Raw genomic sequence first — 8,983 nt, forward strand, 5'->3', positions numbered from 1 at the left:
CCTGATCTGCTGCGGCATGACGGAAGGCAGCGCTCCACGGGGAGGCGGCACGGACGGGCGGGCAGGTCGCCTCCGCGGCGTGCCCGATCACCTGGTCCTCACCGGCTAGGAGCACGCCGCCGGGGTTGCTCACTCGCCTCGCAGTTCGGCGCGGGCCTGCTGCAGTTGCTCGACGGAGACGGCGCCGGAGTCCGGCAGGCCCGCCTCCGCCCATGCGGCCTGTGCGCGGGGGACGGCGCCGCCGGCGTCGTCGAGGAGGATCTTCTTGGCCAGGTTCACGGCGATGGCGCCGTCGCCCAGATCCATGAGGTGGGCGAGCATGCGTACGCTCTTGGTCGCGGAGGCCTTCTCGTTGTACCGGAAGACCAGCACCCACCGGCCCTGCAGGCCGCGGGCCCGCTCGATGAGGTCGCGGCCGCGGTCGGTCTCCTGCTGCTCGGTGCGGATGTGCTCCGTGTCCCCGGCCGGGGAGCGCAGGGTGAGCAGGCCCCGGCGGCTGGACTCCTCGATCTCCACGTTCTCCAGGAACGCCACGAACCGCGAGGCGCTCTCCAGGCGGTCGATGTCCTGCGCCGCCTGCTGGGCGATCAGGTGCAGGTCGACGGTCAGGGCGTGCACGCGACGGCCCCAGGCCGATTCCTCACCGAGCGGGCAGGGGCCGGCGGCCTGGGCGGCCGCGATGACAAGGCTGTAGTCCACGTCCTCAATCATGACGGCCCGGCGCGGCGTGCGAGCGGCCCGCCAGCTCCACGCTGCGCAACCGCGTCGGGCCTCTAGACAGCGACGGCGGGGCGTGGGCCGTCTCTGGCACGGCTGGCCTCTCGCTCGGCCTCTTGCCGGACGGCCATGCGGCGCAGCTTCCCTCAGCACGAGGGTGCCGGTACCGCTGTGGCTGTCTCCTGGCCGACGGCGCCTGATTCGGGTCGTGAGAAGCGGTAGCACTGGTCGATTCGTGCGTCGGAGCTGGAGACGAGGACGGAGACGATCACCGTGTCCCCTTCGTGCACTACATTCTTGACGTCGAAGGATCGGCGTCTCGTGGGGTTCAGGACATGCTGTACACCCTCGGGTGTCAGGTCCTCGGTGTACATGCCTGATATGCGCGTCAGCGCCAGGCGGACCCGGTTACCGATTTGGGTGCTCGGACGGCACGCGGCGTCGTCGCGCTCGGATACCTTCGATGTCCACGTCTGGCCAGGGTGTTGGGTGTACGTGAAGACGAAGCAGCGGGTCACCTGGATCGATCCGCCACCGGGGAGCATGGTTTCCGCATCGTATTGGGCGGATGACGCAGCCGTGGCAGTGAATTCGCGGTAGGTCGCGTCGTAGGTGACCACCGGGGCTTTGGAGTGCTGCCAGATTACTCGGGTCAGTGTGTCGACGTCGGTGGTGCCGCTCGTCTCAAGTGCGCGGTCTGTCTCGTCCGCCCTGGCTTGAGCCTGCTCGAGGATCGCTGCCAGGGCCCGCTCCCTGCGCTCGCTGTTGACGTTCCCGTCGTGCCAATGCCGATACCACAGCCAGGAGACGACGAGGCTTAGAACGGCAGCCAACGCGATCAGCACGGTGAGGCAGCCGGTGGTCACGAGGCGGTTCCCCGGCCTCGTGACCACCGCACCTCCTGTTTGGTCAGGTGCCACTAGCTGCCTTTGTATCCGATACCGGCCAGTGTCTGCTCCATGACCCGTGCATAGCCTGTGGTGCCGGCGTTCTTGGGATGGAACGACTCGAGGCTGGCACAGATGTTCTCCCCGGGCCAGGGCAGGCATGGGACCTGGTTGGCCGGGTCTCCGGCGTGGAAGTCGCCATCGCCGTTCGGGCCGGCGACGATACGGTTGATCCACTCGTCGCCGTCACAGATACCGTGCCCCTGGAAGGCGGGTATCGGGTCGGCGAAAGCCACCTTGGTCCCGGCCTTGCTCAGCTCCGCCACCTTGGCCTTCTGCTTGTCTCGGACGTAGTCGGCCAGCTGGTTCAGGGCGTCGAAGTCGGCTGTCACGCATTGCTCGTCACTGACCAGGCGTGGATAGCCCGTAAGGACGATCTGTGCGTTCGGCGCGGCGAGTGCGATGTCGGCGATGAGACCCCCGGTATCAAGTACCGCTTGGTCGACCTTGCCTGTGTAGTCGGCGGGGTCACATACTCCGACGATGTAGCAGTTCGTGACGGCGTTGGTGAAATTGTCCCCGTCGTTGCCGCCGATGGTCAGCATGACCAGTGTGGTGTCCGGGCTGAGGACGCCGGAGTCGATCTGGCTCACCTCATGGTAGTTGCCGATCCTTCCCCAGGGCAGAGGGTCGCCTGGGGTCAGCTGCGAGGTCTTCGCACCGGAACAGCTGACGTCGAGGAAGTCGACAGTGGCGCTCCTGTTGTCCGAGAGTTCGCCGAGGCTGGTGCTGTGACCGGGCAGCCGGAGCTTGCGCGGCCAGGAGTTGTCGCTGCGTCGGCAGGCGTTCCAGTCGCTCTCTCCGTGGTCTCTGTCGGACTCGGGTGAGTAGGCTCCGGCTCCCTCGCCGGAGGTGTAGGAGTCGCCCATGGCGACGACCATGTGCTTGGGCTTGCCTGACAGCGGCTGGAAGGCGACGGCGTCCCAGGCGACGTCTTCGTCGGCGGTGCCGTCGGCGGTAGTGTTCGTCAGTTGGACTTGAGGGGTGCCGGTGAAGCGGTAGACGCCGAGTTCCACCCAGGTGTTGGCGCTGAAGTGGGTGTTGACGTAGCGGTGTCGGTCGCCGCCGGCGACTCCCTTGATCACGTAATGGGCCTGCTGGGTGTGCGCCCCCGTGTCGGGTTGGTGGGCGAAGACGCGTGTCCACTCGACGTCGCGGTCGAGGGTCCAGGTGCCGTCGATGGTCATCCTGTTGCCAGGACCGCCGAGGTGAGCGATGTCGCGGGTGTGCGTGTACCAGAAGTGGCCACCTTGTCCGCCGCCGATCTGGTGCAGGTCTCCCTTGGCTTCGTACTGGCCCAGGCCTGGACCGGTCGCCAGGGGGTTGGGGTGGAAGGTGAACTGGAAGTGTCCGGCGTCGGTGCCGGACGCGCAGCCGCCGTAGGTCGCGGTGTTGTCAGGTACGGACTCCACGATCAGTGCCCCGGCAGGGGCAGCGCCGCACTCCGGTGTGCCGTACTGCAGACGGTAGCCACGGCCGGGTTCCGCGCGGGACGTGACGTACTTGACATTCTCGTGACCGCAGTCGGCGTCACAGTTCGCCTTCCACGTCACGTTTGCGCCGCGCCACCAGTACGTCTCATAGCACTTCGCGTCGGGACAGTCGGGCGGGTTGGCGGCATCGCAGTTGTTGGTGGCGTTGCAGAACGCGTCCAGTGGCGGCTTGATCCGGTCGCGCTGGCCTGGGTTGATCCACCAGGCGGGCCGGAAGCCGGCGGAGTCGTAGCCGGACTCACCGGGCCAGTCCTGCCGCCCGGAAGTGGCATAGGAGTAGCCGGTGTCCATGGACCAGGCGGCCCAACCCATCACCTTTTCCTGGTAGGGCCAGTTCTGGGGCTTGGCGGCGTCACGCGGGTCGGACATGAACGGGTCCCGCGAGGGCGGGTAGAACGGGTTCGCGGGGTTGTTGTACCAGCCCAGGCCCCACGGCGTGCCGTCACCCTTGTTCTCGTTGAACCCGAGATTGTAGTTCCACAGGGCGGCGAACCAGTTCTCCGGTTTCGACGGGTCGTCGTTGTTGACGGTGATGGTCTGCCCGGCGGTGTGCACCTGGTTCCACTTGTCCGCGAGGATGTACATGGACGCGGCGATGTTGACCGCGTAGTCCAGAGCGACGGCCTTCTGCTTTGTCGGGGACAGGGACGTCTCACCCGGCTTCTCATAGCCGGCGAGCCGCATGCCGTCGGTGACCTGACCGACTCCGTAGCCACAGTCGGACTCGTGCCAGCGAATCCTCCAGTACGCCTCGGACGTCTCGCCCTCATGACCGTAGAAGCCGGCGATCGCCGCTTGAGGGTTGCCCATCTGACCGGGGATGGCGCCGCCTTCCGCCTGCCACAGGTTCGACTCCTGGGCGAGCACGCCCAGCAGCACCTGCGCCGGGATCTGTCCACCGCCCTTCAAGGCGGGAGGCGGGAAGAGTCCCTGAGGGTCGACGGTGCCCAGGCCCAACTGGGAGCGCCAGCCTCCCTGCGTGATCCAGTTGGCGCGCAGTTCGCCGCGGATCGCCATGTTGACAGCCCATTCGACCTGGTTAGGGGTCGGCTGCAGGGCCAGCGCCTTGACGTCGTTGCGGGGGATGGAGCACCAGCGGTCGGTGTCCACCGGGTTGTGCGCCCGTGCGTCGGCCGCTTGAACGGTCCGCGCGTTCTTTCCCGGTGCCTTCTCCGTGGCGGCGGCTGCGCGCAGGGCAGGTGAGAAGGAGCCTTTTCCTGTGTCGCTGGTTGTGTCGGTGACCGCCTGGGTGATCTTCTCGCCGGTGGCGGTCGCGACACTGGTGATGGTCAGCGGGTCGGCACTGTCCCGCGTGGGGTCGTCAGTGGCGCGAGCTCGTGGTGTCGGTTCTGCCTTGGTGAAGCCCTTGCCTGCGTTGCCGATCCGTTCCAGGCCTGCACGGACGCCGGGCATGAGGACGGGATCGACAGCGAGTCGGCCGTGGGTGGACACATCGGTGTCTGCCGAAACGTGCAGGCGGGTGATCCCGGTGCCGGCAAGGTTTGCGTCTGTGGTGTCTCCGGTGAGGAATGCCCGGCCGTCGGTTCCCTGCTGGAGGGCCAGGTCGCCCAGCTCGCCCGTCGCGAGAAGCGACGGTGCGCTCCCCTTCTTCCACAGTTTGGCGTGGGCGGTGTTGTCCTTACGGTCGAGGAAGGCGATGCCCTTGCTGGTGGGGCGGATGCTGAAGGGCACCTCGTTCGCGGAAGCCAGCCGCGTGAGGCTGCTCTTCGTCGGGTCGACGCGCACCAGACGGCGGCCGTGTGCCGCGACAAGACCGTCCTTGGTCGGGACGGCGGAGGTCACCTGACCAGTGACAGAAGTGTCGCTGGTCGTCTTGCCGCTGGTGTCGACGGTGACGAGCCGGGTCTTGCTGTCGCGAAACGCCGTGAAGACGGCCGTGCGTGTTGTGGGGTTGCACGACGGATCGAAGTAGGCCAGCGATCCGGTGAAGGGCAGTTTCGTCACCTGACCGGACTTCAGATCGACGACTGCGGTGAACGCCCCACCCTGCATCAGGTCCGGCTTGTTCGTGAACGTCCGGGGCGCATACACGACCGCAGCGTGATCACGGTCCATGACGCAGGAGTTGCCGATCCACGAGTCCGCCGGCATGCCGGGCTCGGCGAGCGTCGCAGCGGTTCGCCACTGGTAGGCGTCCTTGCTGTCCGCCACGAGGACCTTGAATCCGTCGTTGTCTGCCGCTGTGGTCACGGCCCGGTCCAGCGAGGTGTCCCAGCTCTTTCCGAGCTTCTTGCCGGGGTCCGGCACACGCGTGGGCACGTCGGACGACGGGTAGCTGCCGGTCGGCTTCGGTGCAGGCTTCGGGTTGGGAGGGCTCGAGTCGGCGAACGCCGGCGCGGCCTGTATGAGCCCGGTCAGGATCGCACTGGCCGCAAGGCCGGCGATTCCGCTACGAGCTAGTCTGTGAGCTCTCAACTACTACTCCAACAATGCGATGTCAGGGCGTACGGAAGGGGCCCGGCGCGGCTTCTGCGGAAGCTGCGACGATCGACCAGAACAGTGACGACGTGGCATCAGCGAGGACCTTTCCTACTGCCCTCCTGAAGACCGGCCTCGGCGGTGGAGCGCTCGGCCCGACGCTGAACCGGATCGCCGCGGTCCCGACCAGGGGCGTACGGGACCGCGGCTGACAGCCAGGACGCACGTCTCTCAGGCGCCGTCGTGCAGTGCGTCGTCAGCACGAGATGAGGCCGACCCGGCCGATCACATGGTTATGTAGTCGGCCTTGTCGTTGAAGGTGCCACCGGTCGGGTAGCTGGCAGTGGAGAACTTGTAGCAGTACCCGTTGGTCAGGACCATGTACGGGTCAGGCAGGCCCGTTCGGGCGTCGTAGACCGACACACCGCCCTGATCGCGCTGTACGCAGCCGGCACTGGCCTTGTCCCGGAAGTCCCAGTCCCCGAGCTGCTTGGTCCCCTTGGCGCTCCACTGAAGCCGGCGCCCCGTGAAGTCCGAGTGCTCCCACAGGCAGACCCACCCGTACGCGCAGTCGCTCCAGGCTGTAGGACCGAACGCACCGCCGGCCGTCGCTGCAGCCCTGCCACTCTCCGACCCTCTGGTCGTTTTCGGGGCGATCGCGGCCATTGCCTGGTCCGCTTCGGCGGCGCTGTCGTAGCAGTAGACCTCACCGCTCGGTACTTCGTTACAGGCCTGCGCCCCCTGCCAGCCGTCAGCCAGGTTGATTCTCTCGCCCTTGTAGGTGGCGATGACGGGCTTGGATTCGGCGAGCTGCTCCTGCAGCTGGGCCTCCTCGGCCTGCGTGGTAATTCTGACCTCAGGTACTGCGACGGGCTCCGGTACCGCGGTTGCAGTCGTCGCGCTCGCCGCCAACGCACAAAGGGTGGCGACAGCCGGGACAAGGACGCGTGCAGAGCGCATGCTGCTTCTCCTGTGCTGGTTTTGTGCCGGTGATTCACAGGGATCCCACAGCACGCTCCGTGGGTGCGGGACGGCCGCGATCGAGTATGTCGGGTTCTCGATCACGATCGTCCGGATGTTCGATCTTGTGCGGGTCGTCGTCATGGGTGTATGACGTTGTGCCGCGCGGCCGTTCGCCCTCTACGGAGTCTGTCCGGCCTCGTCGACGATGCCGCTGTCGATGACGGCGACGGAGGTGACGACTGTGCCGGCTTCGCCCCAGGCGTTGTCCACCACAAGAACTGTGCGCTCACCCAGGAGTCGGGCCGTGCTCCTGTCGAAGATCCATTCAGTGCGCTCACCGTCGTGCGTCCGGGCGACGGCGACCCCGTTCCGTCCTGCCGCGTCGACGGCGTCGGGGACGACGTCGACGCCGGGAATAAGGGCAGCGGCACGGTAGAGAGCCGCAGCGGTCTCGGGAGGTGTCACCCCGTTCCGCAGAAGATCACCGATCGTGACGAAGGCTTCCTGGTCCGGTCCCGTCGTGGAGCCGGAGCCAGCTCCGTGATTCCTCTCGGCGTCGTCGCGGATCCGCTTCAGCAGAGTGTCAGGATCGGTCGGCAGGGCGGCCAGGAAGTCGTAGGTCGGCGCGTTCAGATTCCCCTCACCTGCGGTGCCGGGCAGCAAGCTGTCGTTGCCGTCCTTGCGCTGCAGAGTCTGCTCGCTGCCGTCCACCGAGGTCCACTGCTCCATGCTTTCGTCCTCGCGCAGGAGCTCCATTTCGCCGGCCGTGGTCTCGGACAGCACCGATGTGTGGCCGACCGTCTTCACGTACGAGTACTGTCCGGCGCGCACCGTCGTCTGCGGCGTCGTCGCGGCGGCCAGAGCCGCTCTTTCCAGCAGCTGGACCGATGCTGCTGAGGCCGGTGGCACGTTACCCACAGTGTCAGAGGGTCCGGAGCCGAGGCTGAGGACCGCGACGACAGCTCCTGCAGCGGCAGCTGCCCCCCATACCAGGCCCCAACGTCCTTTCGGCCGCGGTGCCAGTCGGGAAGCACGGGAATGCGTCTGCCGGTCGACCTCGCTCAAGAGGTGTGCGCGGCGCGCTGCCACGCGTTCGGGTGCCGGGTCCGGGTAGGGAGCGGGAGGCAGCGTCCGGCTCGCCCGCTCACGCTCGGCTCGTTCCCGCTGTTCCGGATTCATCGTGCTCTCCTTCGGTGGGACGTGCGGGCTGCGGCCACCCCGCTGTGCGATATGTGTCCGCTGTCGGTCCGCGGTTCCGCACCGTCCAGATTCGGCACCACCAGTTCCTCATCGACGAGCCTGCGCAGTTTCTCTCTCGCCCGGGAAAGCCGGGAACGCACGGTGCCTACCGGAATCCCCAAAGCCTCAGCGGCCGCCGCGTACCCCAGATCGGACCAGACGACCAGTGTGAAGACCTCGCGCTCGCTGCGCTTGAGACGCTGCAGCGCTCTGGCGGCGGCGGCCAGGCGTTGAGCATCGGCCATCTGACCGACCAGCTCGTCGGAGAAGTCCGGCAACGCTTCCGGGGGCGGCAGACGGGACATTGCCTCCCGGTGGCGGCGTGCCGACCGAGCGATATTGCGCATCACGTTCGTCGCGATGCCCAAGAGCCACGCCCGAACGCTTCTGACTTCCTCACGCAGCTTGTCACGCAGCCGCCAAGCCTCCAGGAAGGTGAGAGACATGACGTCCTCGGCCATGGCCCAGTCGCCCGTCGTCCGGATCGCGTGGGCGTAGACGACTCGCGCGTGCTCGTCGAAGATCTCGGCGAACGCCGCCCGATCGCCAGACCGGACCCGTTCGTGCAGTAGGAAGTCCACAGCAACAAGTGTCCGCACAGCCACAACGGTTCCACTTCCTCTGCGAGACCGATACGGAACTCAAGCTGAACTAGCACCTATCCCCGCAAAAGGCGCAACGACCCGAGGCCGGCCCGACTGATCTGGTCTTAACGAGGATTGAGTCGGAGCCGCAAGGACAGTGCGCACAGGGTTCCGACCGTTGGTTTGCCTCAGTGGGGTCAGTATCCAGCGCTCCCCGCGACCGGTAGTTGCCTTCCACTGATCGCGGTCATCCGTTGTCGTCGATTTCCCGGCCCCGAACCACATCAACACCCCAGCCACGAACCAGTCCACCACGACGGCGGGGGCACCGACCGTCCAGGCGCGCGTGTGCCACCTCAGCCACAGATTCGACCAGCCACGCCTTCCTGCTGCTATGCCAGCTGAGCCCCAGTCAACCCGCGCGCCAATGTCAGGTCGTGTGCGACATGCCCGAGGACCGGAGCTCCCGACGGGCCTGAGGGGCCTGAGGGGCCCCGACGGATGCGAGACCTTGGGCACTTTCATGCATGAAGAGAGCGTAGCCCCGAAGACGCCTTTGACCTGCGGAAACACGTTTGGCGATCCGACTCCAGGATCGGGT

At 66.8% G+C, this 8,983-nt stretch carries 7 protein-coding genes; 1 reads left to right on the plus strand and 6 read right to left on the minus strand.

The genetic code is table 11. The features are described 5' to 3' along the window. Positions 1-129: 129 nt before the first annotated feature. The 3 genes from M6G08_RS35800 to M6G08_RS35810 all read right to left on the minus strand — a co-directional run bounded on the left by M6G08_RS35800 (position 130) and on the right by M6G08_RS35810 (position 5,437). Positions 130-699, minus strand: coding sequence for a hypothetical protein (locus M6G08_RS35800; protein WP_272591559.1), 570 nt, complete (start codon positions 697-699; stop codon positions 130-132). Between the two features lie 164 nt (positions 700-863). Then, positions 864-1,583 carry a hypothetical protein gene (locus M6G08_RS35805; protein ID WP_272591560.1) on the minus strand — a complete coding sequence of 240 codons (720 nt, stop codon included), beginning with the start codon at positions 1,581-1,583 and terminating at the stop codon, positions 864-866. 53 nt (positions 1,584-1,636) lie between these two features. Continuing rightward, positions 1,637-5,437, minus strand: a complete 3,801-nt coding sequence (locus M6G08_RS35810) for an SGNH/GDSL hydrolase family protein (RefSeq protein ID WP_272591561.1) — start codon at positions 5,435-5,437, stop codon at positions 1,637-1,639. A 248-nt stretch (positions 5,438-5,685) separates the two neighbouring features. On the opposite strand from M6G08_RS35810, the gene M6G08_RS35815 reads away from it, so the two are divergent. Beyond that, a complete protein-coding gene (locus M6G08_RS35815; RefSeq protein WP_272591562.1) occupies positions 5,686-5,808 on the plus strand; it encodes a hypothetical protein in 123 nt (40 codons plus the stop codon). Positions 5,809-5,881: 73 nt separating this feature from the next. Here M6G08_RS35815 and M6G08_RS35820 read toward each other — a convergent pair whose 3' ends face one another. The 3 genes from M6G08_RS35820 to M6G08_RS35830 are packed head-to-tail and all read right to left on the minus strand — an operon-like array spanning position 5,882 to position 8,379. Beyond that, the gene (locus tag M6G08_RS35820) at positions 5,882-6,700 is read right to left on the minus strand and encodes a peptidase inhibitor family I36 protein (protein WP_272591563.1); all 819 of its coding nucleotides are present in this window, start codon (positions 6,698-6,700) and stop codon (positions 5,882-5,884) included. 36 nt (positions 6,701-6,736) lie between these two features. Next, on the minus strand, positions 6,737-7,738 hold the full coding sequence (locus M6G08_RS35825) for a CU044_5270 family protein (protein ID WP_272591564.1): 1,002 nt from the start codon (positions 7,736-7,738) through the stop codon (positions 6,737-6,739). Beyond that, entirely contained in the window at positions 7,735-8,379 is a 645-nt protein-coding gene (locus M6G08_RS35830; protein WP_191889338.1) for an RNA polymerase sigma factor, read from the minus strand. The genes M6G08_RS35825 and M6G08_RS35830 overlap by 4 nt, the downstream gene beginning before the upstream one ends. Positions 8,380-8,983 lie beyond the last annotated feature (604 nt).

The sequence above is a fragment of the Streptomyces sp. M92 genome (genome assembly GCF_028473745.1).
Lineage (GTDB): Bacteria > Actinomycetota > Actinomycetes > Streptomycetales > Streptomycetaceae > Streptomyces.

Coding starts and splice junctions, on each gene's coding strand:
- M6G08_RS35820 (WP_272591563.1), bottom strand. CDS start 6,700: ATGACGACGACCCGCACAAGATCGAACATCCGGACGATCGTGATCGAG.
- M6G08_RS35825 (WP_272591564.1), bottom strand. CDS start 7,738: ATGAATCCGGAACAGCGGGAACGAGCCGAGCGTGAGCGGGCGAGCCGG.